The organism is Marisediminicola sp. UYEF4, assembly GCF_040546025.1.
Taxonomy (GTDB): domain Bacteria; phylum Actinomycetota; class Actinomycetes; order Actinomycetales; family Microbacteriaceae; genus Marisediminicola.
In genome coordinates this window covers 1-24,162 of the sequence record NZ_JBEPNA010000004.1, presented here as the reverse complement: position 1 = coordinate 24,162, position 24,162 = coordinate 1, and the positions used below count along the sequence as shown (strand labels likewise).

Genomic DNA, 24,162 nt, shown 5'->3' with positions numbered 1-24,162 from the left:
GGCTACCCCGCAGCATCCGCCCACCACGAACAACGGGCCCGCCGAGACAGCACTCGCTGTCTCGACGGGCCCGTTTGGGTCAGCCGTCGGCTACAGGTTTCCGGGGATCAGCACGCGGTCGATCGTGTGGATCACTCCGTTGCTCGTCTGGATGTCCCTGGCGCCGCGCACGATGCGGGGGTCGGTGAGTGCGCCCTCGTCTCGCAGGTTCACGCCGCGCGGGTTGACGATACCTCCATTGGCCATTGTCAGCGACTTGGCGCGGTTCACGTCGACCTTGCCGAGGTTGCCGGCGGTGACGTGGTAGAGCAGCACGTTGGAAATCTGGTCGCGACTCAGGGCGGTCACGATCGTCGTCAGCGCCTCGGCTTCGCTTGCCGGCGCGACGCCGGTCAGGTCCGTCACCAGGGTGAGGAAGGCTTGGTCATTCGGGGCGAAGACAGTGAACGAGGCGTTCGGGTCGCCGAGCACGCCCTCGAGCCCGGTGTAGAGCACGGCCTGCACGAGGAGGTCGTAGTCGTAGGGGTTGCTGTCGGGAGCTCCTCCGCCCGATGCGGCGACGGCCACGTCGACGATCGTGCCCGGCTCGTGCCCGGCTGCGGATGCGGGGGCGGCGGCGCTGACGAGCAGGGCGCCCGTGGCCAGAGCGGTGACGATGACGCGTTTCTTCACGGCGTACTCCTTTGTTCGTGCCCGTGAGCGGGCGTGGGGGGTGTTCTATGGAGTACTTCTGTCGAAACAGGTCTGTTGGATGCAGTGGGCAGAGAGAATTTTGTTTCGTTCAGCGGCAGGCGCGGCCTACGGAGCCGGTCGGCCGCCGTTCGACTCGGCTGCCCGGTGTCCGAATGTGCCCGCTGTGACAGTTCGGTAGGACTCGTCGATGATGCTCTCGAGCACGGCGAGGTCGACCTTGTCGAGGTTGGTGATGTACAGGCACCCGACCGCCGCCTTGTGCTCACCGAGGCGAGCGAGCTGCTCGGCGTACGCGCCGACGCCGTCGGGAAGATAGATGCTCGTCGCCGCCTTCCTGGGTGAGAAGCCGGCGGCACCGGCGTCGCCCTCGCGCCCGCTCGCGTACCGGTAGTGGTATTGCCCGTAGCCGATGATCGACGGACCCCACATCGTGGCCGGCTGTCCGGTGACGCGGCCGAATAGCTCGAGCAGCCTCTCGGCGTCGCGCCGTCGTGTGGCGCCGGGGACAGTGTCGATAAAGGCGCGAACCGCATCGTCCATGTCGGGTTCCCTTCGGCTCAGCTTCTGGCGTCGATACGCTGAGCATAGTTTTACCGGCCGTCGACCGACGACTGGGTTCACGACCTCCGCGCGATTCACGCCAATCGACTGCGCACGACTGGCCCCTGCCGATCTCACCCGGGCCAGGCGGTAGACACGCTGGAATATCGGCTGTAGCTTGGCGCCCTGACGTGAGGCCTGCGGTGCAGGCGGGGAGGTGCGGATGCCGGATGTGACCGCGCGCACCCCGCGGGTGCCGCCCCGATGGTTTATCCAGCTCGCGTGGAAGGTGCACCGGGCGCTCTACAGGGTCACTGGTGGGCGTCGTGGACTGTGGCCTGCTCGGGCCGAGCGATGGGGAGCACTGCGATTGACCACGATCGGACGCCGCGGCGGTGGGGAGCGGTCGGTAATCGTCGGGTATTTCGACGACGGCCCGAACCTGGTGACCATGGCAATGAACGGGTGGGGCGAAGGAGAGCCTGCGTGGTGGTTGAATCTCCAAGCGCATCCTGAGGCGATCGTCCAACTTGCCGACGGGACCCGCGAGGTCGTCGCCCGCGCGGCGACCGGCCAGGAACGGGTGCGGCTGTGGGATCGGTGGCGGTCGCTGGACGAGAATCTTGACGGCTATGCTCGGCGGCGGTCGACAGAGACGGCCGTCGTGGTCCTCGAACCTCGGGCAGACCCGGCGCGTCCATCACGCTAGGACGTTGAGGCCGAGGAAGTCGGTGTACGCCAGTTCCTCGTCGCTGGTCCGGTCGGGTTGCTGATTCGGTTCCAAAGTTCACTCGGTCGGCGGCCCGCGGTCCTCTGGGGATGAGTGGATGAGCGGGGTCTAGCGCGGTAGTTCCCGGTCGCGGAGCGCGAGCACGATCGACGGGATGCTCAGCGCCGCGGCCTCGATCATCCAGAAGACCCCCATCACGGCGTCGTAGTTGAGCGTGACGTTCCAGGAGTCGGGGTCTTCGCCCAACACGATGAAGGCAATGATTCCAGAGCTGGCAACGAGGATGACGAGTCCTCCGAACCAGCGGTACGCGTCGACGTAGCTGCGATTGCGCAGCGTTCTCTGGCGCTCGTCGAGGTATTTCTCCGGGAGGTCGGCAACCAGTCGCACCGACATCCTCAGCATCCACCACACGACGATACCGACGAGAACGGCGACAATGCCGGCGATGGAGCCCAGCAGGATCCAGGCGGCGGGGATCACGACGAAGAGCGCAATCATGGCGACCGCAAGTGCGATTCGGGCGCGGTGGGTGCGCAGTGCTTGGAATCGGGTGTCCGTCATCAGGCGTTCGGTGCGCTCGGCGACCAGTTGTTTGTTCTTCTCCCTACGCGACGTGCTCATCGGATCCTCCCGGTCTTGTGAATGGAGTGAGTGAGAACAGCTCCCCGACCGGAGAGTCAAGCTCCCGCGCGATGCGGAGCGCCAGCGCGAGACTGGGGCTGTATTCGCCGCGTTCGAGATACCCGACCGTCTGATAGTGCACTTCGACCGCGTCCGCGAGCTGTTGCCGTGTGATGCCGCGATCGGTGCGCACGCTCTCGAGTCGGCTGTAGACCGGCTCATCCGACTTCGGTTTGCGTCCCATGGGAAGTAGCATAAATGCTATGTAGCATTATTACAACATCGATTTCGATGGCAGCGATCGTCACCGCGTGTACGACCGCTGCAATGGTTGCCGTAGGTCCAAGTCGAAGGGCTACTGAGAACCATGGCGAGGCACGCGTCATGTGGAACTGGCCCGCCGGACCGCGCTACTTGACCTGACCAGGAATGCTGTCGGGCGTCACCGCGATCACGAGCTTGCCCCGCGCGTGCTGCTCGACAAAATCGCGCAGCGCCTGCGCCGTCTGCTCGAGCGGATACACCCTCTCGACCTGCGGGCTGACCGCGCCCGAATCGATGAGCTCGGCGAGCGCATCGAGGCGCGCAGCGCTTGGCGTCGCGGCAAGCACACGCACCTGCTGGGATACAAACGGCGCCGATACCAGCGCCCCGATGATGCGCCCCATCGGGCCGAGGATGCGGCCACCCCCGCCGCTCGACAGCACCAGCGTTCCCGTGCGGGTGAGCGCGCGCCGCACAGCGCGCACCGGATGGTTGCCGACGACGTCGAAGATCAGGTCGTACTTGTCTCCGGCGCTCGTGAAGTCCGTGACCGTGTAGTCGATCACCCGATCTGCGCCGAGCGCCAGCGCCTGCTCGGCGTTCCTCGCGCTGCACACTGCCGTGACCTCGGCTCCGAGCGCTTTCGCTATCTGGATCGCGAAACTGCCGACGCCGCCCGAGGCGCCGTTTATGAGCACGCGCGCTGCAGCCTCAGCCTTCCAGCCGCCTAAACGACCTATCTCGCGCAGGCCCTGCAGCGCGGTGCCCGCGGCAAGCGGCACGGCCGACGCCTGCTCGAAGCTGATCGTGCGTGGCATCATCGCGACCTGGCTGGATCGCACGGCGACGAACTCGGCGAAGCCCCCGGCGGGGACCTCCGCGTACACCCGGTCGCCGGCTCGGAACGTGGTGACATCCGGGCCGACCGACTCGACGATGCCGGCGACATCCTGCCCGCGAACGGGCAGTTTCGGCCGGCGTGCGCCGAACGCGGCGCGAGCGACAAGGGGCGTACCGGTGGTGAGAAACCAGTCTGCCTGATTGACGGATGCTGCTCGCACACGGATGAGCATATGGCCCGCGCCGATCGCGGGCACGTCGGTCTCCTCGAGCCGGAGCACCTCGGTGGAGCCGTACCCGCGTTGGACGATCGCCTTCACGCCGCACCCGCCAGTGTCGGGAGGTAATCAGCGCGGAAGAACGAAAAGTTATCGGCGAACGCAACAATGAACACTGTTGAGGTCCACAACGCGGCGAGGCGGATTCGGGTATCGAGCGGAGCGACTCCTGGATGGGAACTGGTCATCGGGAGGGCCTTTCAATCGGATCGTCAACGGATGCTCCGAAGCATAGCCTTACGAATGTAAGGGCGGCAACAATGGACTTGTGACTGCACGAGGCACGTTGAGTGGGCAGCGAGTCGTCGACGCCGCGGCCGCTGTCGCGGATCGGACCGGGCTCGCGGGCGTCAGCATGAGAAGCGTGGGGGCAGAACTCGGGGTCGAAGCGATGTCGCTGTACCACCATGTCTCCAACAACGGCACTTGCGACGCACGCGTTCTCGACCATCGACGCTTTCGTGTACGGCTTCGCCCTGACGGAAGCAGGCCTACCGTTCACGCCGGGGGAGGGGGCCGAGGCGGCTTTCGCCTCCCGTGTCGCGCCTGATCCGGAGGAGTACCCGTACCTCGCCCGCTCACTTCTGGAGCTACTCGAAGGAGGGGATTACGCATTCGAGGACGAATTCCGAAACGGCTTGGAACTCATCCTCGACGGGCTCGCACAGCGGCTCAATCGGAGTGCGGAATCGTAAGACACCGCCCGAAGGCATCTCAAGCGCGACGCCGCTCGCGGTGCACTCGCCCCTCGGCAATGCCCGCAACATCCGTGCCGCGCGCGATCGATTCAAGGGGGCCGGCGGGGTATCGCACGCCAGTGAGCTGTTCCGATGCCGTCCACAGTCGGGCGGCGGTAGCGAGATTGCTGGCTGCCTCCGAGCGGCCGACGAGCACGGGTGGGCCGGCCATCTCGCGGCGATTTCCGGGGCCGGCGTAGCTGCCACCTGGCACGGACTCGGTCGCGGCGAACAGGGTGGGGGTGGCGCCGCTCGCGGCTTCCTGCGCGAAGAGAGCCACCGCGACCTTCGCAATGAGGGTCATGACGGGGTTTTTTGAGCTGGACATGAGGTTGGTCGCCGCCATGCCGGGGTGGGCGGCGGTCGCGATGACACTCGATCTCGACGCTTCGAGCCGCCGCTGCAGCTCGAGGGTGAAGAGCAGGTTCGCGAGCTTCGATTGCGCGTATGCTGCCGATCCACCTCCGTATCGCCGTGTCCGCCAGTTGAGGTCGTCGAAGTCGATCGTTCCGGAGCGGTGGGCACCGCTCGCAACGGTGACGACGCGACCGGTGATGTGGGGCAGAAGCAGGTTGGTGAGAGCGAAATGCCCGAGATGGTTGATGCCGAACTGCAGCTCGAACCCGTCCTTCGTGTGTCCGAACGGCGGCACGAGCACGCCCGCGTTGTTGATGAGCAGCTGGATGCCGCCGCTCCAGTCCTGGGCGAACTCACGCACCGAACCCAGGTCGGCGAGGTCGAGCGGGCGAACCTCGGTGGACCCGGAGACCGTTGCTGCGGCATCCCGTCCCTTCTTTTCATCACGCACCGCGAACACCACGTGCGAGCCTTTCGCGGCGAGCACGCGAGCGGATTCGAGGCCGATGCCGCTGTTGGCGCCGGTCACGATGACCGTCGTGCCGGCGAGGATCGGCATGCGGTCCGTCGTCCAGGCGGCGGTCATGCGCGAGCGGCCATCGAGAGGGCCGCGGTCGAGCGGAAGCCGCGAGCGATGAGCCAGATGGCGAAGAAGATCTCGAACAGGCCACCGGGAACCGTCGAGAGGAGACCGGCCCCAGCGACACCGGCGAGCTCGAGGAAGCAGCCGGCCCCGAACGACGCGTAGCCGACGAATCCCCAGACCGCGAGGAACCGCGGCACGAGGCGCGAGCGGTAGAGCGCGACACAGAGAAACAGGCTGCCGATGCCGAGGCCCGCCATCGCGATGTTGTACGCGAGGAAGTTGGTGCCGGCGAATCCAGCGAGGAGCGCGATCGCTCCGACGGCGAGGAACGCGCCCTCGAAGATGCGGGTAACGAGGTAGCCGACCGCGATCGCGGGAGCTTGCGGCCGAAGAATCGGCAGCATGAGCGCGCCGATCGCGATGACGGCCACGGTGTTGAGCAGCATCATCACCGTGCCCGTGGCGAGCAGGACCCCGGGGGAGGCGGTCGTGGCGATCGAGCTTCCGATGCCGTAGAGGAAGAATGCGGCGAGCATGAGCGTGCCGACGATGCGCGCGATCTTGCGTGTGTTGTACATGGTTGTCCTGTCTCGAAGCCTGAGCTGACCATACGGTGTAAGGTGAACAGCGTGAACATACCATACGGTGTAAGGTGATGTCTATGGCGCAGTCAGAACCCCGAGAACCGGTCTCCAGGCAGCGCGCCATCCGGGTGGCGGTGGCTCTCGCCGATGTCGGCGGGATCGAGTCGCTGAGCATGCGCAAGCTGGCCGCCGCGCTCGGCATCGAGGCGATGTCGCTCTACTACCACGTCACAGGCAAGGACGACATTCTCGACGGGATGCTCGACGTCGTGTACTCCGAGTTCGCGACGCCGCGGGCCGGTGACGACTGGCGAACGGCGATGCGTGCCAGGGCGGAGTCGACACGGAGCGTGCTGGCCCGGCACCCCTGGGCTATCAGCATCAAGGCCCGCACGTCACCCGGGTCGGCGACGCTCGGTCACCTTGACGCGGTGATCGGCTGCCTGACTGCAGCGGGTTTCTCGATGCCCATGACCGGGCACGCCATGTCGATCCTCGACAGTTATGTGCAGGGGTTCGCGCAGCAGGAGGCGACGCTGCCGCTTGATCCATCTGGCGACATCGGCGCCGCGACGGAGGACATCATGGCGCAGCAGACGATGATGGCCGAGGCGTTCCCTAACCTCGCCGCAATGGCGGTGTCGCTGATCCTGCAGCCGGGATACGCCTACGGCAACGAGTTCGAGTTCGGCCTCGACCTGGTTCTCGACGGACTCGAGGCCGCCCATTCCGCCGAGAGGGCTGGGGGCTGACGCAGCCGACCGCAACACCCGCATCAATCGGTCATTGCCACATGCCGGGGACGACGCCACTGTGCTCTAATGACGAGAGGATTCCTCCGGCCATCGCCGGTCAGAGGCCCGATGGATGCGGTTGGCGATTTCACTCGCAGTCGGATGTCGATAAGGAGACGAACTGATGGCCACGAACGACCACGAACAGGCGGGTTTCAGCGAGGCCGAGCGCGCGGCGATGAAGCAGCGTGCCGGCGAGCTTCGCGAGCAGGAGAAGAGTGGCAAGGGTTCGGCAAAGAAGCATCGCGAGGCGCAGGCGTGCGTCGATGCGATCGAAGGACTCGACGGGTCCGACCGCGCCGTCGCTGAACTCCTGCACGCAATCGTCGCCGAGGAGGCCCCACATCTCGACGCCAAGACCTGGTATGGCTTTCCGTCGTACGCCCGCGACGGCAAAGTGGTCGTGTTCTTTCAGCCGAAATCGAAATTCGACACCCGCTACGGCTCGGTCGGCTTCAGCGAGGATGCGCTCCTCGACGACGGTGTCTTCTGGCCCACCTCCTTCGCCGTGCTGGAGGTGACGGATGCCGTCGGCGCTCAGCTTCGAGCGCTCGTGAAGAAGGCGGCCGGCTGAGATGTGGTCGGCGAGAATCGATGAGAGGGCCCGCAGGCAGGATGCGTCAGATGCCGAGCCGTTCGTCGAGGAGACGCATGATCGGCCAGGCTCCCCCTGACCAGTTCGACATGACGGAATAGGTCATTGCGGACGACGGGTAGTGTCTGCTGGAGAATGACACGCCGGCGTCGTACCCTTCCAGCTGAACTCCGTCTCCCGTGGCGTCCAGGTGGAATCCGAGGCCGAAGCGCTTGGACTCTTGCGGCCAGTCGCTGCGAGGCCGAACCATCTCGGCGACGCCCTCAGGCGAGACGATCCGTCCGGCGAAGAGCGAGTCCCAAAAAGCGCTGAGGTCGGCCGCGGTGGAGTAGATGCCGCCGTCGCCGTTGCCGAGCACGGGAAGGTGAAACACGTTGGTTTTCAGGCCGTCGGCGAAGACGTACCCCAGTGCTGCGCGGCCCGGGAGTTCATCGGAACGCAGGAACGCGGTGTCGAGCATGCCTGCCGGTTCGCACACCAGTGTTCGAACCAGTTGCTGGAAGTCGATGCCGGTTGCACGTTCAGTCAACAAGGCGAGCACGACGTAGCCGCCGTTGTTGTATTGGAACCGCTCGCCGGCGGGGAACACGGTTTCGTGCCCGCCGAGGACCGGCAGGAACTGTTCGGTCGACGCGAGTTCGTGCACCGGGACCGGCATCACATAGTCGCTGATGCTCTCGATGGTGTCCTCGTCGAGGTAGTCGCCGATCCCTGACCTGTGTGCCAGCAATTGCTCGATCGTGACGTCGTCGGAGATTAGGGGAAGGTCTGCCCCGAGCAACGAACGGGCAGGGGTAGCAAGCTCGAACGTCCCGCTCTCAACGAGGGCCATGACGAGCAGCGCCGTCAGTCCCTTCGATCCGCTCGCGATCGCGAACAGGGTGTCGACGGTGTTGAGGATCCCGTGGGCCCGGTCGGCAAACCCATAGGCTGCCGAGAACTCGGTCTCGCCCGCTCGGTCGAGACGGACCACCCCGGAGAATCCGGTGCGATCCGCTAATGCGTCTACAGCGTCCCGGAGTGACTGCACAATTTTTGAACTTAGCAGCGGTGCGTGCCACGAGTCGACCAGGATCGTCCGGATCGGTTCGGTGACCGCAGCGATCGCCCCCACGTTCGCCGATACCGAACGGCGCGGTCGAGGGCCTCGCGGACGTTGACGCTATCGCGGGGCATCTGCATCCATCCCACCGAGCCCGGCGTTCACGCAGGCCGCTTCCAGTCCGCTGTCAACAGGGCCGTTTACCGTACGTTCCATCCAGAACTCAGCCGCGCGTCGACGCGCCGGCGCCGAGAGGAATCCCTCATGACCGACGCTCGTCCGCTCGCCAGCTTCACTGCCGAGGCAGCGGCGTTCCTCACCGGACTGGCCGCCGACAACAGCAAGGCCTACTTCGAAGCGCATCGAGACCAGTACGCGCGCGCCATCCGTCAGCCGCTCGAAGACCTGCTTGGGGTGGCCGAGCCTGTTTACGGTCAGGGCAAGGTGATGCGCCCGAACAGGGACGTACGCTTCAGCGCAAACAAGGATCCGTATCGCACCGATGCGAGCATGTGGGCCGGGACCGTCGGCGGCGTCTACCTTCATCTCAACACCGAACGACTGGAGGTGGGCCGCGGGCTCTACGACCCCTCGCGCGACCAGCTCGAGCGCGCGCGAACCGCGATCTCCGAGCACCCGGACCTCGCCGCCGACCTCGACTCGATCATCCGAGCGCTCGAGAACAACGGCTTCGAGCTTGCGGGGCCGGCGCTCAAGACGGCGCCGCGCGGTATGGATCCGTCGCACCCCGCGATCCATCTCCTGCGATTGAAGCACTACGCCGCCCTGCGGGGCATGCCGATCGACATTCCTCCGAGCGACGTGCTGAACACCTGGCGCGCAGTGGAGCCGCTTATCGCGTGGGTCGACACGCACGTCGGCCCGGCCCTCACCACGCGCGGCCACTGACGTGGCGTTCGGCCCGGTCAGCCGCGGCTTTTCACGCAGTAACCGACCCGAACTTCCGCGCCCAAGCTCGCAAGCTCGCCGCGAAGATCCACGAAGTCGACAGCGGGATCGTTGGGGCAGTGTGCGAGCTGCTCCCGCATGGCCCAGCGTCGGAGTCGACGACCGCTACGGCCCTCCGCGCGCTGGCGCGGATCAGCCGGGGAACGCCGCGTCGTAGACGGCGCGGAGCTCGGCGCTGTCAGCCCCGGTGACCCCGCAGCCGGTGATAGTTCCGTCGAGTGCGGCGACCAGGTAGCTGTCGCCGACTTCGAAGGGAACACTCGAGAAGTCGGAGGTCATCGCGTCGACCTGGGTCACCTCGACGCGATCGGCGACGTCGCCGGCAAAGCGCTCTGTGACCTCCAGCACAACGGTTTGGCCCTGGATCTCCAGCACCGTCGCGGCGAACGCCTGCTCCTGCGCCGCGACGGTCGCTGGCTCGAGCGCGAGGCAACTGCCGCTCGCGAGGCCTCCGCCCAGCGGAGGCTGCAGCGCCTCGACCGTGGGATTCGAGCCGCCAAGGGCGAGGGGCACAACGATTGCCGCGGCGATGGCGAGGGCGGCGGCGCCACCGACTACCGGCATCCACCGTCGGAAGGCGGGTCTCGGCTCCTCGGGGGTGGCGGGCGTGGTGGTGGGGGACTGGTCGGTCATGATCTGCTCCATTCTGTGGTCGAGCCACGTCGGTGAGGCAGGGGGCAGCGCGCGGGCCGGATCGGCGGCGCGCAACTGATCGCGCAGCGCACGGTCATCGTCGTGCATCGGTGCTCCCTTCGTCATGGGATACATGTCCGGTCGGGTTGTCGGATTTCAGGAGCTCCTGCTTGAGGCGCGCCTTCGCGCGGTGAAGGCGGATCGCCGCGGCGTTCGCGCTGATGCCGAGCACCACGGCAAGCTGCGGACTCGTCAGTTCGTCCCACGCCCACAGGCGCAGGATCTCCGCGTCGTCGCGGCGCAGGCCGGCGAGGGCGGTGGCCACGCGGGCGTCGTTCGTGGTGCCGTCGGCCGCGGATGCTGCGGGGTTGTCGTCCGCAGCGGCCGGCGGCGGATCGATGGCGATGATGCGGCCGATGAGACGGGTGCGGCGACGCTCGGCGCGCTGGGCGTTGCTGAGGCACTGCCGAGCGACGACAATCGCCCAGGGGAGTGCGTCCTCTGGCACCTCGTCGAGGCGGCGCCAGCACACCAGCAGGGTGTCGCCGAGCACGTCGTCGGCCGTCGCGGAGTCGGTGCGGCGGTGCAGGTAGCGGCGCACGGGATCGGCGACGAGCACGAGAAGGTTGCGCATCCGCTTCTCGCGCTCGGTGTCGGTCACAACGCTCATACTGGGTCATGTCCGGCAGGGGCGCGGTCATTTCAGAGCGCGGCGCGGCGGGTCCGCATGCCCCCACAGTCCGTCGAGTGTTCGAATCACAGATTCCGTTCGCTCGCCAGCTCAGCACGCAATTTCGCGTCGCTTATGCCTCCGGCTCGTATCCGATGAGCCAGTGAAGGCCATGACGATCAATGACCTGGCCATCCGATGCGCCCCACGGCTTTGGCGCGAGGGGATCGACGACGGTCCCGTTGATGGAGAGTTTGTCGAACCACCCATGAAGCACTGCCGGTGCGGCGGTTCCGAGCAACGAGAGCATGATGCCTTCGAGTCGGACAGCGGTTTGGCCTGCGGCTGCATCCGCTCCCGCCAGAGCCACTGTGCCATCGAGCATTCCATGAGCTATGGAGCTTGGCGCGCCGTCGCTCCTGCCGAAGTCTTCGTACGTGTGCAAGGAGAGCTCGCCCCCGAACACATCCGCGTAAAAGGTCAGCGCTTCCCGCGCTGTTCCGGGGAAAAGAACATAAATCTGGGGCCCCGCGCTGCGCCCGGGGTCCGACTTGGCGGCTAGTGCTGTGCTGGCGTTGACCCGGTCGATGGTGGCCTCCCACCCATCCCGAATACCGCCGAGTATCTGGTCTCGCACGTCGTCGATGTCGAGATGCTCTGAAAATTGAACGGTGAGCACAAGCTCCGTTTCTGTGCCGAGCTCGTTGAGCTGCACAGTGACAACAGGGGCAGTAAGTTCATTCTCGCCGTCGAGTTCTGGCCAGCCACCGACTGCTCCCCACCGAAAGACAAGTCGTTCGTCGGGAACGATTTCCAGATAGATCCCACCGGTCGGGTAGCTCAGGTCGTCGTTGACGACCATGTGCTGCGACCAGGTTCCCGCGACTCGAAGGTCGACTTCGATGGGGCCGGTGGGCGTGGGCATGTCGGGGTTATAGAACCAGGCGAGGTGCTCGGGGTCGGTCCATGCTGTGAACACGGCATGGCGGGACGCAGCGACGGTCCGGGTAATGGTGAAGTTTCGATTCTGTGTCGACTGGTTGGTTGCCATCTATTCCTCAGTTCCCCCATTCGTGATCCAGCGTAATTTCGCATGCGGGCATGTACAAGGCTGAGCCGCCACGTGCTGATCTCGATAAATTGACGCATATCGGGCCGGAGATCTCGCCCCGATCGTTCAATGACGTCGTCCCGACGTCAAGAATCTGGTGATCGTGCCGAGTCAGTCTCCTGCTCCGGCACGTGTTGCTCGAGCCACCGTTCGAGGCCGTCGAGGATGAGCTCGAGGCCGAGCGGAAATTCGTCGCCGTAGTTGTATCCGGGTTTGAGAACATGATTCGCCGTCAGCTCGGCGAGGTAGGGATACTCGTTGGCTGGAAGCTGGGCGAGCATGACGTGCGCCATCGCTGCCGTCTCGTCCTCGGTCGTGAACGGAAGGATTTTCTCCTGCATGGCAAAGCCGTAGATGTAGCTATCCAATGCTGAAAACGCGTGGGCCGCCATCGCGATCGAGAATCCTGCATTTCGAAGAGTACCGATCACCCGGTCGTGATGTCGCAGAGTGGATGGGCCGGGATTCGTTCCGGAGTCCTTCAGGCCTGTGGCCCAGGGATGGCGGGACAGGACGGCTCGGAAGGAAACCGACCGCTTGCGCATCGCCGTCTTCCAATCGTCGCTGTGCGACGGCAGCTCTATCTCGTTGAAGACCGCGTCGACCATGCGATTGAGCAGGTCTTCCTTGTTCGCGACATGGTTATAGAGCGACATCGCCTCGACTCCGAGCTCCTCGCCGAGTCTCCGCATCGTGAGTGAGTCAATGCCCGTGCGGTCGGCAAGAGCAATGGATGCGCTGAGCACTCGCTCTCGGTTCAGCCGCCCTCGCGACGTCGCACCCACCGTGTCCGATGGCTTTTCCATGGTTCCCCGATCTCGTCCATTGACAACCTTACCATGTAGCCTTATTTTACTTACACCGTAAACATACAACGTAAGGATGAGAAATGAATCACTCCACACTCGACTCAACCAGGGCCGCAGTGCCTCCCACCCCGATGGGATTCACCGCATGGTCGCCGCGCACCGCGGCGCTCGTCGCGGGGGTCGCACTCGCACTCATGGCGGTGCTGGGCGGCTTCGGTAATTTTGGTGCGCTGGTGCCCCTCGTCATCCCGGGAGACGCCGTCGAGACCGCACGAAACATCTCTGGCTCCCCGCTCCTCTTCTTCTCTGGCGTGGCGAGCTTCGTCGTCGTTGCCCTACTCGACATCATCGTGGCGGGAGCCCTGTACACACTGTTCAAGCCCGTGAGCCGCCGCCTCTCCGCGGCAGCTGCCTGGATAAGAACTGTTTATGCCGTGCTCCTACTGGTGGCCATCAGCCGGCTGGTGGTCGGGTTCTCAATGCTCGGCGATCCGGAGACCGCACTGCCGGTATTGGAGTCGTTCACCACAATCTGGGTCATCAGCCTGGGCCTGTTCGGTGCCTCCCTGCTGCTCGTCGGCTATCTGGCATTCCGTGCTGGCTTCATGGCGAAGGTCGTCGGCATCCTGCTCGCCGTGGCCGGCGCCGGATATCTTGCGGATGCCGTCGGCATGGTCTTCGTTGCTGGTTTCACCGCAGTCTTCGCCCAGTTCCTGTTCGTGGGTGAAGTGACGATGATCTTCTGGCTGCTTATCCGGGGCCGCCGTCTTGCCGCGCACTGACAGCCAGATTCGACACGATCTGTTCCCGTAAGACGCGTCCGGAGCTCGCGTTCTGTCGAGGGTCGCGGTGGATGCCACGAGTTGGCCTATGGCCCGAGGGGTCCGTGAGTGGAGGCCTTATCTCGCCCGAGATTCTCTCCGTGTGAACTCGACGCTTCCGTCGGCACAACCGTGCCAGTTCGACCGGGGGCTGTCGGGAAGCTCCAGTAAAGATTGGTGTGGGCGAAGACCAGAGCGGGGCACCCCATTACTCCCATTACCCGGCTCGCTCCGGCGGGTCGGTCGGTGCGGGCTCGCTGCGAACGGGCCCCGCTTCGACGCCGAGAGAGGGGGCATCCGGATGCTTCCTCTCGCGCCGATTCTGGACGATGATGATTGCGATCCCCACGGCGGCGGCGATGATGGCGGTGATGATGTTCGCCTTGATGCCGAAGATCTCTAGTTCGGTCGGGTCGAGGCGGAACGACTCGAACCAGGCGCGACCGATGCCGTACCAGATCAGGTAGGTGCCGAGTGCGACTCCGCTCCCGATCGATTTCCGTCGCGAGGCGAGCAGGATCACGCCCACCCCGACGAGGTTCCACAACAGTTCGTAGAGGAACAGCGGGTGGAACAGGGTGTCTGCCGGAAGCCCCGCAGGGAATGCCGCGCCGGTCGGGTCGATCTGCAATCCCCACGGCAGCGTCGTGGGTGTGCCGAACAGCTCTTGATTGAAGTAGTTGCCGAGCCGTCCGATTGCCTGCGCCAGCAGAAGTCCCGGCACAAGGGCGTCGGCGTAAGTGAGGAACGGGATCCCGGCACGCCTCGTTCCGATGTAGATGCCGATGGCGCCGAAGGTCACGGCACCGAAGATGGCGATGCCGCCCTCCCAGATGTAGAGCGTTCTCAGAAGGTCGGCGCCGGGGAAGAAATAGTCGGCCGGATGGGTGAGCACGTGATAGATCCGAGCGCCGACGATGCCGAACACCACGGCCCACATCACGACATCCAGGGCTGCCTCGCTGTTGGCGCCCGCCTTTTTCAGGCGGCGGGACGTGATCCAGGCGGCCGCGACGATGCCGGCGAGGATGAACAAGGCATAGAAACGGATGCGGACAGGCCCCAAATCGAAATAGCTGATCTCAGGGCTGGGGATCAGAAACGGAAGGATCGTCATCGTTCCACCACCGCCTGCCAGGTGGCACCGAAATTGTCGCTGGTGACGATGCCTCGCGCATCCGCCACCAGCAGCACGGGTTCCGGAACGGGGGAGTAGGCCATGGCCTCGACATCGCCGGAGACCGACCCCCTCTCCTGCCAGCCATCGGCGCCGATCCTCGTCCACACCGTTCCGTCGAGGTCGACTCCGACCAATCCGTCAGCCGACGGGCCATCGATCCAGTCGATGAGGTACAGCACCGGGGCGTCGGGGTCGACCTCGAAGGTTGCGCCGTCGTCGTCGCTCGCCGCGAGGCCTTGCTCGGTGGTCGCGTATACGGTGCCGGATGCTGGGTCAGCAGTGAGATCGCGCATGATGACGTCCGCGCCCGAGCGCCAGGTCACTCCTCCGTCAGTGCTGGTCGTGATCTGTCCGGTGCTGGCATCGACGGCATACACGCTCAGGGCGCCTGCCGCGTCGCGGACCACCTCGATGTCATGGAGGTCGGCTTCGCCGCCGAGCGACAGGGTCTGCCAGGTCTGGGAGCTGTCGTTGCTCGTGATGAAGCCGAGGTTCGGGGCGGTGGACTGTTCGGCGGGATCGGGGTGTCCGGATCCGAACATCTGCCGCCCATTGATCGTGAACCCCATCGTGTCCTGGGCGCGACCGGCGATCGGGCCACCGAGGTCGGCGGCCGCGATCGGGGTCGCACCGGCAGGGGGAAGTTCGAACAGGCCACCGTGGGTCGCGGCATAGGCGACACCGGTGACAGAGTCGACGTCGAGACCGTGGACATGTCCGAATACCGCGGGCTCGGACTGTGGCGGCAGCTCAGAATCAGGCGCGCCCGCACCAGGAGGATTCGAACCGGCGCAGGCCGTGAGCGAGAGAGTGAGGACGCCGATCGCGGCGACGCGCGTGGTGAGCGAGCGGGTGAATGGTCGTGGTGCTGGGGATTTCATTGACATCCTTGGGAATCGACGCACCGTGGTGCGTGCGAACTGCGAGGGAGGGGTCGCCGAGCGGTGAATCACGGCGACCCCGATGCGGCGTCGTAGAGCGACGCTGGTGCCTACAGCGTCGCGAGAAGCTCGTCCATTAGCTCGAGCTCGGCGTTCTGGTCCTTGATGATCTTCTCGGCGAGAGCCGTGGCATCCGGATCCTGGCCCTCATCAACCTGCACCTGCGCCATCTCGACCGCGCCCTCGTGGTGCACGGTCATCTGCTCGAGGAACAGCCGGCTTGCCTCAGTGCCGGTGGCGGCTTCTAGGTCCGCCATGTCCTGCTCCGACATCACGCCGGACATGCCGTCCATGCCGTCCATGCCGTCCATGCCCTCCATGTCGGCCGGTGCGTCCCACTGCTCGAGGAAGCCGTTCAGCTGGTCGATCTCGGGCCCCTGGGCATCTTTGATGTCCTGCGCGAGTTCGGTGACACGCGGGTCGATGCCGTCCTTATCGAGAATCACCTGCGCCATATCGATGGCCTGACTGTGGTGCACGACCATGGACTGGGCGAACATCACGTCCTGGTCGTTGAAGGTCGCGGAGGCGTCGGATGACGATCCGGGGGAGTTGTCTCCCGTGTCGGTGCTGGCCGTGGAACAGGCGCTGAGGGTGAGGGAGGCGGCGAGGACGCCGACGACCGCGATGAGTGTGCGTTTGTTGAACATGTGTGATCGTGCCAATCAGTAGAAATGGATGTATTGGGGGTACCGCAGAGACGGCGCTCTATCGCGCCCGGGAGCGGGTGCGACTGATACATCAGACTCGACTGATCGAGAGGACTTCCAGTGATGGCGTCCATGGCAACGAGACGCGAGTAGTGGCGATGCGGACGACACGCACCAGCGGTAAAAACATCAGGCGCCGCAGATCGAGCCTGTGACGCAGGAGCGCGACGAGGACGGCAAAAACACCGATCGCACACGCCATTCCGACGAGCATCCAATCCGGCATGCAACTGGCCGAGCAGGCCGCTTCAGCCTGCGAGTCGTGAACCCCGGATGCCGCTGCCGCCCCGTTTTCGGAAGCGGAGTGCGCGGTCGCAACCGATGAATGGGCCGCCGGGGCAGCAGCTGAATTGATCATCGTGTGCATAGCGAGGATTCCGAACAGCACGGCCGCAACGACGATCATCGCGGTGACGATGGTGTGCTGCCGTGGTGCACCTGCCATAACCCGAAACATTTCGCTGTTCATCCGCCCTTGTTTGCTTGCACGATCGTACGCCACCAGGGTGGGAACTCTCCCGGCAAGGCGGCTGGTGCGACAGCCGCGACCTTGAGCCTGGCGCCCATTTCACGGCGCAGAATGTCGGTACGTGCGTTTAGGCGACGTCGGGGGTGATCAAATGGGGCCGTCGACTCCTCTACTCATTGAGCTCGAGCGTCTCGACTAAACTCGCACCGACCCCGTCGAACGAGCGGGCTGACACCATCAACTTGCTCCCCAGGCACCCGGGGTGACTCAGGAAAGCAGAATGGCAGCGCTCAGTGATCTCACGAAGAACAATCTGGATAAGCAAGGATTTGGGAATCTGAATGACGATGCCAAGTCGTGCTATGCGTGGCCCCTACGGTTCTCGCCGGGAGTCGGAACCGTCTTAATCGTTGTCGGATTGACGTTGCAGTCGCCCACGTTCCTTGGAATTGGAGCAATCGTTCCTCTCAGCGGAGCACTGTTCCCCCGCGGAATGATTCTTGATCTGGTTTACAATTTGGGCCTTCGACACCTATTTCATGGGCCAGTGCTTCCGCCCACGCCGACACCACGGCGATTTTCATACTTGCTGTCCACGGTGCTGATTGCGGGCTCGGCCTTGTCTTTTCACTACGGGGTATCAACGTTGGGAATCATTCTCGGCGGAGCGGTCGCTGTCGGAGGGACAATCCTCACCACGACCCATTGGTGCCTCGGGTCGTGGATTTACAGACTATTTTTCCGCCATTCAGCGGCGAGGTAACACCCTCTTGGAGTACGCGGTGGAGCCTTGTCCACCATCAGATTGGGGCGGTCGAAAAGCCGGCAGCCACCGCCACAGGCCTGTCGCGCCGCTCGGAAATATTGGCGTCAGGGTGAACGGAGTGGCGGCTCGGGCTTGGACCTGCGCGGCGTCGCCGTCCACGTAAATGAGGTCGCCGAGCAGGAGCGGGGCGTCGTAATGATCCTGCCGACTTTCCAGTCGCATCCAGCGACCGGAGACGCCAGCACGTCAGACGGCGCCGAACGAGACTGTCGACAACGGCCTACTCGTCGTTCGTCTCGGTGTCGCTGTCGGTGTCCTGAGCCAGGACCGTGTCGTCGCCAGCGTCGACGTTAACGCCGGTCACGGTGCCGTCTGTCGCCGTGATCTCGACCAGATCAGTTCTCGACGGCGTGTGCCGCCTCCTGAGCAGGCTCATCATCGTCGTCGTCGTCGTTCACGGGCCAGACGTACTCGTCGATGACGACGATCAGGGCCACGACGCCATTCACGATCCACGTGATCGCGAGGGGGGTGATTCCCGGGATCGCGGGCCAGGCGAGGAACAGCGCCGTGAGTGCGGCCATGCCCATGAGGTGCGAGCGCAGCCATGGTCTCCCGATCGAGCGCTTGAAGAGCAGATTGCCGAGCAGGTACAGTGCGGCGGCGGCCACGACGATCGCGGCCGTCGTCGTGTCGAGCGGGTCATCGGGATGCGCGAGCACAAGGTCATCGCCGACCGCGACGAGCACGACCCCGCCCACGAGGAGCATGTGGAGGTAGGTGTAGGTCAGCCGGGCGATTCGACCGGTCTGCTGGGAACTGCTGATGAACCGGTGGCCGTGTTCAGCGCCATGACTGAAGTAGAGCAACCAGAAGAGGATCGTGCCGACGAACGCGGCGAGGAGTGCAAGCACCGACGATGGCGTGATCTCGTTGCGGCTGAACAGGGTTCCGGTGACAATGATCGACTCGCCGAGGGCGAGGATTATGAACAGTCCCGCACGTTCGGCCATGTGCCCGCCAAGCACTTGCCAGCTCTCGATGGGGGTGGCCCTGATGAGTGGCACCCAGTAGCGCACGGCCGGGGCGAAAAGCTCGATGCCGAGCGCCGCAGCCCAGAGCGCAAGCTGCAGGTCGCCGCCGAGAATCGCCCCGGCGATCCAGAACGGCGCCGAGTAGATGAACCAGATCGCGATTCTCGCGAGGTTCAGCGCCCCCTCGGGATCGCCCACGCGCCGGAAGCTGACGATGACGAAGACCGTGCGACCCACTTGCATCAGGATGTAGGCGAGCGCGAACTGCAGGCTACGGTCGCCGAACGCGTCGGGGATCGAGGTACTCAGCACGAGGCCGACGAGCATCAGCATAATGAGCATCCATCGCACCGGCCCCACTTCGGGATTCATCCAGTTCGTGACCCACGTCGTGTAGATCCAGACCCACCACACCGCCATGAGCATCAGAAGGCCTTCGAACACCCCAATGAGCGTCAAGTGTTCGATCACGTAATGGGAGAGCTGGGTGACGGCGAAGACGAAGACGAGGTCGAAGAACAACTCGATGAACGCGACCTTTTCGCTGCCAGCAGCGCGCGAGCGAAAGAGTCGGGCGACGGGGATGTGCTCGGTCATGGACTCTCCTGACGGGCGACGGTACTGTCCTTGCCCCCCCGGTTCGTGTACACGGGTTACGCGGCGTTGAGCTCCGCGGCCCCAATTATCGCATCTCGAACGCGACGAGCTCTGACGGATCTCGATCGTGACCTGAGTCACGTCGTTTCTCAAAGAGAGTCAAGCGAGGTCACGATTTTCAGGTAGCTGGTTTGATGGCGTCGTGCCTGAGCTCGTGAAATCCGCCGACGGAACGTCTACCGCGTATGACGTCGCGGGAACGGGCCCGTCGCTCGTCATCACTGGCGGAGCGTTCAACACGCGCCATTCGCCGGGCGAACTCATCGGCCTGCTCGCCCCGCATTTCACGGTCTACACCTGGGACCGCCGCGGGCGCGGTGACAGCGGCAACACCCTTCCGTACTCCGTTGAGCGCGAGACGGATGACCTGGCAGCGGTCATCGAGGCGGCGGGTGGATCGGTGTTTGCTTACGGTCACTCGTCCGGCGCCATCCTGACCCTTGAGGCCTCAATGGGCGGCGCCGCGATGTCCAAGATCGCCGTCTACGAGCCGCCCTACGCTCCCGACAACCTCGCCGCGATGGCGGGAGTCCAGTCGGCACTCGACGCTGGCGACCTCTCGCTTGCGGCGCTCAACTTCATGAGAGGCACTGGCGCCGAAGACCCAGACGGCTTAGCCCGGTCGCCGTGGTGGCCGTCAATGGTGCAGCTCGCCGAAACTTTGCCGCATGACCTCGCGCTCTCGGGCGACGGCATTGTGCCGGTGGGCCGCCTCGCAGGCATCCGGGTTCCGCTCCTGGTAATGGATGGCGGATCCAGTCCGTCGTGGGCCGCGAATGCCGCACGCGCGATCGAGTCGGCGGCGGCGGATGGCACGCGAATCACCGTGGAGGGACAAGGTCACAACGTCGCACCCGTGGCGCTCGCCCCCGTGCTCGTGAAATTCCTGCGATAAGTACTGTGCACGACCGGTGATCGAGTGTTTTCAGCGCCGACGTGCCCCACTCCGTCAAGCGCACGATCAACCGGACGGCACTGGACCGTGCGCCGAGGTCGAAACCGAGGGCCGGTTTCGACCTGCAGGTCCGTGAAGGTTCTCGCGTTCTCGAACATGGCACTCGTGCCGTTGTGGAGTAACGAGGACGACCATCCCATGGGGAACTCCTTCGACAGCTGTCAGAGCCCGGAGCAAGCGACGAGCGTGGACCCTGCACAGACTTGACGGCGCTCGGAGGTCAATTGAACAGGGATGCCGGCGCGATAGCCGGTCGTGCGCCCGGACGCCTCCATGTTTCGCAATCAGATCCGCAAGCGGATCGGCATGGGAGAAGCCAGAGGAAGAGGACGTCCGCTTTTCCGCATGGCTCTTCAGGGTCGAACTTGTCGAGGAGTGCAGCGGCGACCTTGTTGATGCGTCGCATCGAGGCCCGTCAGGCTACTCGCGTAGATCCCGCGAATCTCATGGCCGTTCCGACAATTCACTTTGTGGCCAGTCAGGCGCACGGCCGAATTCTCATTCCTCGTCGTCACGCCATGACCGCAAGTGGAACGTTCTGAGACATCGACCGTCGCGTGCCGGTTGCCAGCATCCGCGATCGCTCACGAAGCGCTCAGGACTCTGAGGGAACCATGGGCAGCTCGGGTCCGTAGTTCCAGGACAGGATGGCCGGCTGCTCGCGGTAGGAGCTCAGCACCGACACCGATCCAGCATCCAGGGTGATCTGGGCCCCGAAACGTGGGGCCATTTGCAGGTACACGGCTGTCAGGATGCGCAGAAAGTGGCCGTGCGCGACTAGGGCGACATCTCCCTCCGCCATTGCCGGCAGCACTCTCGTGAGCACGCGCGAGGCGCGTGCGGCGACCTCCTCCACTGTCTCACCGGGCGTCCCCCCACGAATCACGCCGTGGGTGAAAGCGCTCCAGTTGTAGCCGAGTTCGCTGCGAATGTCGCGTGAGGTACGCCCCTCGTATCCGCCGTAGTCCCATTCGACGAGGAGCGGATCGACCTCGGCATGCAGGCCCGCTAGTTCGGCGGTTCGCTGCGCGCGCTGCAGTGGCGAGGTCAGGACGAGCGAAAAATCGTAGCCGGCAACCAAGCGACCTGCCCCGCGGGCAAGTTCCTCACCTCGGGCAGTGAGCGGAACATCCGTGAGTCCCGTGTGTCGGCCTTCCTTCGACCACTCTGTCTCCCCGTGGCGTAGCAAAACCAGCTTCCCCGACGGGTTGTCGAGAGCGGGGGGTTCGGGCAGCAGATCGTTTGTGGGCACACCACTACCGTAGTCACGACGCCTCGCAAGCGGCCGAGCCGCCGGAACCAGCTACTCGCCAGCGCGGTTACGCCCTTCAAGTCGGCCAACCCTCCCCGATCGCGCCACACGCGCCCTTGGATCATTGGTCGCGCCGCGAACGTGACGACAGTTCCGGACGGTCTGCGCCGAAGGGGACTGGGGCACGTCAAGGAGTCAACGAAACCGACAGCAGTCCTGGAGCTCGGACACTCCCGCGTTGATCTGGCGGGCAGCAGGCGCCCTCGCTTGCGTGACGTTCTGCGCGTGCACCGCACGGTCCGGTCGCAGAAGGACTCATATTTGACATGCGAATCGGCATTCACTCTCGATTCGCTCGAGACGAGTCTTGTCAGAGAACCAACGTGAGGGCCCACTTCAGCGGCTGAGGTGAAATTCCAGTTCGAGCCAACACGTCGGGAAGCCGCGGACTGGCCAAAGTGCGACGCCAGGGAATGCTCTGACGAGCCTGTTTGTCCGAGCTAGATGGCGAAAGTCCGAACTGTCGTGTCACGCGACAAACGTGCCCCCAGGCAGATTCGAACTGCCGCCCCTGCCTCCGGAGGGCAGTGCTCTATCCCCTGAGCTATGGGGGCCAGGGTGTGCTCAAGGTTATCAGGGCGCGGCGGGTGCTTCCGACCCCACAGGCAAGTCTGCCTAGGCTGGGGGAATGAGCGACATCTCCTTCCGTGACCTGCTCCGCAGCATCCGCCCCCCGAAGGCCGAATTGCCGGACTTCGACACGGTTGCCGCGCCCGACGACCCCATCGCCCTCTTTCTCGAGTGGACCGCCTCGGCGGTGGATGCTGGAGTGTCGCAGCTCAACGCCATGACGCTGTCGACCGCAACGCGAGGCGGGGTGCCGTCGGCGCGCACCCTTCTATTGAAGGACGTCACCGAGCACGGGTTCTGGTTCGCGAGCCTCGCGTCGGCGCCGAAGGGGAAGGAGCTGGCGCAAAACCCGCGCGCGGCGCTTACCCTCTATTGGCGCGAGCAGGGTAGGCAGGTGCGCGTGTCCGGGCCGGTGGAGCCGGGGCCCCGGGCGGTGAGCGAGCAGGACTTCCTCGCGAGGCATCCACTGGCCAGGGCGCAGGCCATCGCGGGGGAGCAGAGCACCACGCTGCCGGGCGCGGAGGAGGTCACGGGGCTGGTCGCATCCGCGAGTGAGCTGATCGCGGTCGACCCGCTCTTCGTGCCCGCCGACTGGACCGCGTACGTGCTCGAGCCGATCTCGGTCGAGTTCTGGCAGGCATCCGGGCACGACCAGATCCGGCTGCGATATACGCGCACGCCAAGCGGCTGGACACACGAGCGCCTCTGGCCCTGACCCGCCCCGCCGGGTGGCAGGATTATCGAATGCTCCGTAACGTCTCCGCCCATCTCGAACTCGACATCTCGGGCCACACCAACATGGTGCTGAGTATCGCTGCAGCCCAGAGCAACCAGCTGAAGGCCGAGACGCTCGAGATCACTCTTGACGGTCGGCGCATCACGCCGCAGGAGATCTCGGATCGCCACGGCACCCGCCTGCACCAGTTTCTCGGCGACAGGGGGCGTATGACGATCGACTATCGCGCGGAGGTTGCCGGCGCTGCGACACCGCTCGAGGTGAGCGAGCTCGACCCGATCGTGTACCTGCGTCCGAGCCGGTATTGCGAGTCAGACAGCCTCACCCCCACGGCGCGTTCCGAGTTCGCGGGGCTCAGCGGCCACGAGCTGCTCGCGGCCGTCGGGTCATGGGTCGGCAGCAAGCTGCGGTACGTTCCGGGATCGAGCCTGCCGACGGATGGCGCGGAGCAGACCCTCCTCGCCCGCCGTGGTGTCTGCCGAGACTACGCCCACTTGGTGATCGCGCTGCTGCGCGCGCTGGATATCCCCGCACGCATGGTCGCCGTGTACGCGCCGGGGCTCGACCCGATGGACTTCCATGCGGTGGCGGAAGCCTGGGTGGATGGCACGTGGCAGGTGGTGGATGCGACGGCGTTGGCCCCGCGGCAGAGCCTCGTCCGTATTTCGACCGGTCGCGACGCCGCGGATACGGCGTTTCTCACGAACCACTGGGCAGATCTGATGCTGCGGGAGTTCGCGGTCATCGCGGTAGTGGATGAACTTCCTCGGGATGATGTTCGGGAGCTCGTGGTGTTGGCGTAGGTTCGCGCCGGGGTTCACTGGTTCTTCTCCTGCACTGGTTCTTCTCCTGCACAGGGTCTTCTCTTGCACAGCCCCTGTGGAGAGATTCTCATCCCCATCAGCCGTTTCCTCTTTCGAATGTTTGTTCGAAGTGGGAGAATTGTGGCATGGAACAGCTCCCGAACACGCTCCGCGAGACGGCCGACACGGTCGCCGCGCTCGGGGCGTCCGCGGGGGAGTTCGCCGCGCTGGACAACGTGTCGCTGTTCGCCGCCCAGCGCTCGGTCACCTCGTTGCGCCGGGCCGCGGATACCTACGCGGCGTGGATCGCGGCGGCGATCGCGAAGCACTCCGACCGGGCCCTGGGCCATGC

Annotated in this window: 29 protein-coding genes, 1 tRNA gene and 2 pseudogenes; 12 read left to right on the top strand and 20 right to left on the bottom strand. The window is 65.0% G+C overall.

Annotation, left to right across the window (positions count from 1 at the left end; all coding sequences use genetic code 11):
- Positions 1-90: 90 nt before the first annotated feature.
- Positions 91-672, bottom strand: a complete 582-nt coding sequence (locus ABIB15_RS05840; RefSeq protein ID WP_354476056.1) for a fasciclin domain-containing protein — start codon at positions 670-672, stop codon at positions 91-93.
- Between the two features lie 126 nt (positions 673-798).
- Entirely contained in the window at positions 799-1,233 is a 435-nt protein-coding gene (locus ABIB15_RS05835; protein ID WP_354476054.1) for a DUF1801 domain-containing protein, read from the bottom strand.
- A 223-nt stretch (positions 1,234-1,456) separates the two neighbouring features.
- On the opposite strand from ABIB15_RS05835, the gene ABIB15_RS05830 reads away from it, so the two are divergent.
- On the top strand, positions 1,457-1,942 hold the full coding sequence (locus ABIB15_RS05830; RefSeq protein WP_354476052.1) for a nitroreductase/quinone reductase family protein: 486 nt from the start codon (positions 1,457-1,459) through the stop codon (positions 1,940-1,942).
- A gap of 129 nt (positions 1,943-2,071) precedes the next feature.
- On the opposite strand, the gene ABIB15_RS05825 is transcribed toward ABIB15_RS05830, so the two are convergent.
- From ABIB15_RS05825 to ABIB15_RS05815, 3 genes are all read right to left on the bottom strand, one after another.
- On the bottom strand, positions 2,072-2,587 hold the full coding sequence (locus ABIB15_RS05825) for a hypothetical protein (protein ID WP_354476050.1): 516 nt from the start codon (positions 2,585-2,587) through the stop codon (positions 2,072-2,074).
- Positions 2,571-2,831: a helix-turn-helix transcriptional regulator gene (locus tag ABIB15_RS05820; RefSeq protein ID WP_354476048.1), complete on the bottom strand. Its 261-nt coding sequence runs from the start codon at positions 2,829-2,831 to the stop codon at positions 2,571-2,573. The genes ABIB15_RS05825 and ABIB15_RS05820 overlap by 17 nt, the downstream gene beginning before the upstream one ends.
- 166 nt (positions 2,832-2,997) lie before the next feature.
- Positions 2,998-4,011: an NAD(P)-dependent alcohol dehydrogenase gene (locus tag ABIB15_RS05815; RefSeq protein ID WP_354476046.1), complete on the bottom strand. Its 1,014-nt coding sequence runs from the start codon at positions 4,009-4,011 to the stop codon at positions 2,998-3,000.
- A gap of 226 nt (positions 4,012-4,237) precedes the next feature.
- Between ABIB15_RS05815 and ABIB15_RS05810 the strand changes: the two are divergent.
- Positions 4,238-4,330, top strand: a pseudogene (locus ABIB15_RS05810) (hypothetical protein); the annotation flags it as partial.
- 46 nt (positions 4,331-4,376) lie between these two features.
- A complete protein-coding gene (locus tag ABIB15_RS05805) occupies positions 4,377-4,664 on the top strand; it encodes a TetR/AcrR family transcriptional regulator C-terminal domain-containing protein (RefSeq protein WP_354476044.1) in 288 nt (95 codons plus the stop codon).
- 19 nt (positions 4,665-4,683) lie between these two features.
- On the opposite strand, the gene ABIB15_RS05800 is transcribed toward ABIB15_RS05805, so the two are convergent.
- Both ABIB15_RS05800 and ABIB15_RS05795 read right to left on the bottom strand, forming a co-directional pair.
- On the bottom strand, positions 4,684-5,649 hold the full coding sequence (locus ABIB15_RS05800) for an oxidoreductase (RefSeq protein WP_354476043.1): 966 nt from the start codon (positions 5,647-5,649) through the stop codon (positions 4,684-4,686).
- A complete protein-coding gene (locus ABIB15_RS05795) occupies positions 5,646-6,227 on the bottom strand; it encodes a DUF4386 domain-containing protein (RefSeq protein ID WP_354476041.1) in 582 nt (193 codons plus the stop codon). Before ABIB15_RS05795 ends, ABIB15_RS05800 begins: the two co-directional genes overlap by 4 nt.
- An 83-nt stretch (positions 6,228-6,310) precedes the next feature.
- Between ABIB15_RS05795 and ABIB15_RS05790 the strand changes: the two genes are divergently transcribed.
- Both ABIB15_RS05790 and ABIB15_RS05785 read left to right on the top strand, forming a co-directional pair.
- Positions 6,311-6,985 (top strand): TetR/AcrR family transcriptional regulator, encoded by a 675-nt coding sequence (locus ABIB15_RS05790; protein ID WP_354476040.1) that lies wholly within the window; start codon positions 6,311-6,313, stop codon positions 6,983-6,985.
- Positions 6,986-7,151: 166 nt separating this feature from the next.
- Positions 7,152-7,601, top strand: a complete 450-nt coding sequence (locus ABIB15_RS05785) for a hypothetical protein (RefSeq protein WP_354476038.1) — start codon at positions 7,152-7,154, stop codon at positions 7,599-7,601.
- A 46-nt stretch (positions 7,602-7,647) separates the two neighbouring features.
- Here the strand turns inward: ABIB15_RS05785 and ABIB15_RS05780 are convergent, their stop codons facing one another.
- Positions 7,648-8,736, bottom strand: coding sequence for a serine hydrolase domain-containing protein (locus ABIB15_RS05780; protein ID WP_354476037.1), 1,089 nt, complete (start codon positions 8,734-8,736; stop codon positions 7,648-7,650).
- Between the two features lie 192 nt (positions 8,737-8,928).
- Between ABIB15_RS05780 and ABIB15_RS05775 the strand changes: the two genes are divergently transcribed.
- Complete coding sequence (locus ABIB15_RS05775) at positions 8,929-9,573, top strand: DUF2461 domain-containing protein (protein WP_354476035.1); 645 nt, start codon at positions 8,929-8,931, stop codon at positions 9,571-9,573.
- Positions 9,574-9,765: 192 nt separating this feature from the next.
- On the opposite strand, the gene ABIB15_RS05770 is transcribed toward ABIB15_RS05775, so the two are convergent.
- The 5 genes and pseudogenes from ABIB15_RS05770 to ABIB15_RS05750 all read right to left on the bottom strand — a co-directional run bounded on the left by ABIB15_RS05770 (position 9,766) and on the right by ABIB15_RS05750 (position 12,853).
- Entirely contained in the window at positions 9,766-10,392 is a 627-nt protein-coding gene (locus ABIB15_RS05770) for a hypothetical protein (protein WP_354476033.1), read from the bottom strand.
- Positions 10,361-10,927: an RNA polymerase sigma factor gene (locus ABIB15_RS05765; protein WP_354476031.1), complete on the bottom strand. Its 567-nt coding sequence runs from the start codon at positions 10,925-10,927 to the stop codon at positions 10,361-10,363. The genes ABIB15_RS05770 and ABIB15_RS05765 overlap by 32 nt, the downstream gene beginning before the upstream one ends.
- A gap of 142 nt (positions 10,928-11,069) precedes the next feature.
- Positions 11,070-11,456, bottom strand: a complete 387-nt coding sequence (locus ABIB15_RS05760; protein ID WP_354476260.1) for a VOC family protein — start codon at positions 11,454-11,456, stop codon at positions 11,070-11,072.
- A 72-nt stretch (positions 11,457-11,528) separates the two neighbouring features.
- Positions 11,529-11,987 (bottom strand): annotated as a pseudogene (locus ABIB15_RS05755) (SRPBCC family protein); the annotation flags it as partial.
- Positions 11,988-12,133: 146 nt separating this feature from the next.
- Positions 12,134-12,853 carry a TetR/AcrR family transcriptional regulator C-terminal domain-containing protein gene (locus ABIB15_RS05750; RefSeq protein ID WP_354476029.1) on the bottom strand — a complete coding sequence of 240 codons (720 nt, stop codon included), beginning with the start codon at positions 12,851-12,853 and terminating at the stop codon, positions 12,134-12,136.
- Positions 12,854-12,936: 83 nt separating this feature from the next.
- Between ABIB15_RS05750 and ABIB15_RS05745 the strand changes: the two genes are divergently transcribed.
- Entirely contained in the window at positions 12,937-13,638 is a 702-nt protein-coding gene (locus tag ABIB15_RS05745; RefSeq protein ID WP_354476027.1) for a DUF4386 domain-containing protein, read from the top strand.
- A 256-nt stretch (positions 13,639-13,894) separates the two neighbouring features.
- Here ABIB15_RS05745 and lgt read toward each other — a convergent pair whose 3' ends face one another.
- The 4 genes from lgt to ABIB15_RS05725 form a co-directional block, all read right to left on the bottom strand.
- Positions 13,895-14,794, bottom strand: coding sequence for a prolipoprotein diacylglyceryl transferase (gene lgt, locus ABIB15_RS05740; protein ID WP_354476025.1), 900 nt, complete (start codon positions 14,792-14,794; stop codon positions 13,895-13,897).
- Complete coding sequence (locus ABIB15_RS05735; protein ID WP_354476023.1) at positions 14,791-15,738, bottom strand: beta propeller repeat protein; 948 nt, start codon at positions 15,736-15,738, stop codon at positions 14,791-14,793. Before ABIB15_RS05735 ends, lgt begins: the two co-directional genes overlap by 4 nt.
- Before the next feature lie 110 nt (positions 15,739-15,848).
- Positions 15,849-16,448, bottom strand: coding sequence for a DUF305 domain-containing protein (locus ABIB15_RS05730; protein WP_354476021.1), 600 nt, complete (start codon positions 16,446-16,448; stop codon positions 15,849-15,851).
- A gap of 91 nt (positions 16,449-16,539) precedes the next feature.
- Positions 16,540-16,977, bottom strand: a complete 438-nt coding sequence (locus ABIB15_RS05725; RefSeq protein WP_354476020.1) for a hypothetical protein — start codon at positions 16,975-16,977, stop codon at positions 16,540-16,542.
- A 280-nt stretch (positions 16,978-17,257) separates the two neighbouring features.
- On the opposite strand from ABIB15_RS05725, the gene ABIB15_RS05720 reads away from it, so the two are divergent.
- On the top strand, positions 17,258-17,740 hold the full coding sequence (locus tag ABIB15_RS05720) for a DUF4395 family protein (protein ID WP_354476018.1): 483 nt from the start codon (positions 17,258-17,260) through the stop codon (positions 17,738-17,740).
- Between the two features lie 398 nt (positions 17,741-18,138).
- Here the strand turns inward: ABIB15_RS05720 and ABIB15_RS05715 are convergent, their stop codons facing one another.
- Entirely contained in the window at positions 18,139-19,374 is a 1,236-nt protein-coding gene (locus ABIB15_RS05715) for a low temperature requirement protein A (protein ID WP_354476016.1), read from the bottom strand.
- Between the two features lie 202 nt (positions 19,375-19,576).
- Between ABIB15_RS05715 and ABIB15_RS05710 the strand changes: the two genes are divergently transcribed.
- Entirely contained in the window at positions 19,577-20,329 is a 753-nt protein-coding gene (locus ABIB15_RS05710; RefSeq protein WP_354476014.1) for an alpha/beta fold hydrolase, read from the top strand.
- Between the two features lie 655 nt (positions 20,330-20,984).
- Here the strand turns inward: ABIB15_RS05710 and ABIB15_RS05705 are convergent.
- Together ABIB15_RS05705 and ABIB15_RS05700 are read right to left on the bottom strand one after the other, a co-directional pair.
- Entirely contained in the window at positions 20,985-21,641 is a 657-nt protein-coding gene (locus tag ABIB15_RS05705; RefSeq protein ID WP_354476013.1) for a histidine phosphatase family protein, read from the bottom strand.
- A gap of 542 nt (positions 21,642-22,183) precedes the next feature.
- Positions 22,184-22,255, bottom strand: a tRNA-Arg gene (locus ABIB15_RS05700).
- A gap of 74 nt (positions 22,256-22,329) precedes the next feature.
- On the opposite strand from ABIB15_RS05700, the gene ABIB15_RS05695 reads away from it, so the two are divergent.
- The 3 genes from ABIB15_RS05695 to ABIB15_RS05685 form a co-directional block, all read left to right on the top strand.
- Positions 22,330-22,986: a pyridoxine/pyridoxamine 5'-phosphate oxidase gene (locus ABIB15_RS05695; protein ID WP_354476011.1), complete on the top strand. Its 657-nt coding sequence runs from the start codon at positions 22,330-22,332 to the stop codon at positions 22,984-22,986.
- 29 nt (positions 22,987-23,015) lie between these two features.
- The gene (locus ABIB15_RS05690; protein ID WP_354476009.1) at positions 23,016-23,810 is read left to right on the top strand and encodes a transglutaminase-like domain-containing protein; all 795 of its coding nucleotides are present in this window, start codon (positions 23,016-23,018) and stop codon (positions 23,808-23,810) included.
- Between the two features lie 146 nt (positions 23,811-23,956).
- On the top strand, positions 23,957-24,162 hold a 206-nt coding region (locus ABIB15_RS05685), incomplete at its 3' end, for a hypothetical protein (RefSeq protein WP_354476007.1).

What these genes read in the sequence shown, in the direction of transcription:
- ABIB15_RS05835 (WP_354476054.1), bottom strand. Translation starts at nt 1,233, where the DNA reads ATGGACGATGCGGTTCGCGCCTTTATCGACACTGTCCCCGGCGCCACA.
- ABIB15_RS05830 (WP_354476052.1), top strand. Translation starts at nt 1,457, where the DNA reads ATGCCGGATGTGACCGCGCGCACCCCGCGGGTGCCGCCCCGATGGTTT.
- ABIB15_RS05825 (WP_354476050.1), bottom strand. Translation starts at nt 2,587, where the DNA reads ATGAGCACGTCGCGTAGGGAGAAGAACAAACAACTGGTCGCCGAGCGC.
- ABIB15_RS05820 (WP_354476048.1), bottom strand. Translation starts at nt 2,831, where the DNA reads ATGGGACGCAAACCGAAGTCGGATGAGCCGGTCTACAGCCGACTCGAG.
- ABIB15_RS05805 (WP_354476044.1), top strand. Translation starts at nt 4,377, where the DNA reads ATGTCTCCAACAACGGCACTTGCGACGCACGCGTTCTCGACCATCGAC.
- ABIB15_RS05800 (WP_354476043.1), bottom strand. Translation starts at nt 5,649, where the DNA reads ATGACCGCCGCCTGGACGACGGACCGCATGCCGATCCTCGCCGGCACG.
- ABIB15_RS05795 (WP_354476041.1), bottom strand. Translation starts at nt 6,227, where the DNA reads ATGTACAACACACGCAAGATCGCGCGCATCGTCGGCACGCTCATGCTC.
- ABIB15_RS05790 (WP_354476040.1), top strand. Translation starts at nt 6,311, where the DNA reads ATGGCGCAGTCAGAACCCCGAGAACCGGTCTCCAGGCAGCGCGCCATC.
- ABIB15_RS05785 (WP_354476038.1), top strand. Translation starts at nt 7,152, where the DNA reads ATGGCCACGAACGACCACGAACAGGCGGGTTTCAGCGAGGCCGAGCGC.
- ABIB15_RS05775 (WP_354476035.1), top strand. Translation starts at nt 8,929, where the DNA reads ATGACCGACGCTCGTCCGCTCGCCAGCTTCACTGCCGAGGCAGCGGCG.
- ABIB15_RS05770 (WP_354476033.1), bottom strand. Translation starts at nt 10,392, where the DNA reads ATGACGAAGGGAGCACCGATGCACGACGATGACCGTGCGCTGCGCGAT.
- ABIB15_RS05750 (WP_354476029.1), bottom strand. Translation starts at nt 12,853, where the DNA reads ATGGAAAAGCCATCGGACACGGTGGGTGCGACGTCGCGAGGGCGGCTG.
- ABIB15_RS05745 (WP_354476027.1), top strand. Translation starts at nt 12,937, where the DNA reads ATGAATCACTCCACACTCGACTCAACCAGGGCCGCAGTGCCTCCCACC.
- lgt (WP_354476025.1), bottom strand. Translation starts at nt 14,794, where the DNA reads ATGACGATCCTTCCGTTTCTGATCCCCAGCCCTGAGATCAGCTATTTC.
- ABIB15_RS05735 (WP_354476023.1), bottom strand. Translation starts at nt 15,738, where the DNA reads ATGAAATCCCCAGCACCACGACCATTCACCCGCTCGCTCACCACGCGC.
- ABIB15_RS05730 (WP_354476021.1), bottom strand. Translation starts at nt 16,448, where the DNA reads ATGTTCAACAAACGCACACTCATCGCGGTCGTCGGCGTCCTCGCCGCC.
- ABIB15_RS05725 (WP_354476020.1), bottom strand. Translation starts at nt 16,977, where the DNA reads ATGAACAGCGAAATGTTTCGGGTTATGGCAGGTGCACCACGGCAGCAC.
- ABIB15_RS05720 (WP_354476018.1), top strand. Translation starts at nt 17,258, where the DNA reads ATGGCAGCGCTCAGTGATCTCACGAAGAACAATCTGGATAAGCAAGGA.
- ABIB15_RS05715 (WP_354476016.1), bottom strand. Translation starts at nt 19,374, where the DNA reads ATGACCGAGCACATCCCCGTCGCCCGACTCTTTCGCTCGCGCGCTGCT.
- ABIB15_RS05695 (WP_354476011.1), top strand. Translation starts at nt 22,330, where the DNA reads ATGAGCGACATCTCCTTCCGTGACCTGCTCCGCAGCATCCGCCCCCCG.
- ABIB15_RS05690 (WP_354476009.1), top strand. Translation starts at nt 23,016, where the DNA reads ATGCTCCGTAACGTCTCCGCCCATCTCGAACTCGACATCTCGGGCCAC.